The organism is Streptomyces sp. GbtcB7, from assembly GCF_019091445.1.
GTDB lineage: Bacteria > Actinomycetota > Actinomycetes > Streptomycetales > Streptomycetaceae > Streptomyces > Streptomyces mirabilis.
Window position 1 is genome coordinate 1 of sequence record NZ_JAGXJM010000698.1, and the last position, 233, is coordinate 233.

At 73.0% G+C, this 233-nt stretch carries 1 pseudogene; it reads right to left on the reverse strand.

Annotation, left to right across the window (positions count from 1 at the left end):
• Positions 1-233 (reverse strand): annotated as a pseudogene (locus tag KVT44_RS57295) (hypothetical protein); the annotation flags it as partial.

Consider the following 233-nt stretch of genomic DNA (forward strand, 5'->3'; position numbering starts at 1 on the left):
TAGACGGCCCCCACGGCGCGGAACGCGCGCGACCCGGCCCCGCCGGTCGCCTCTATCACCGGGTACCCCTCGGGCGCGTTCTCGCTGGTGGAGAGGACGACGCCGGCCGCGTCGACGAGCGAGAATGCGCCGCGCGTCGACACCACCCCCACGGGGGTGCGTTCGATGATCCGCACGACGAGCTCCTGCGGCGGACGCGCTTCGATCGAGTAGCTCTCGACGAGCGGGAACCC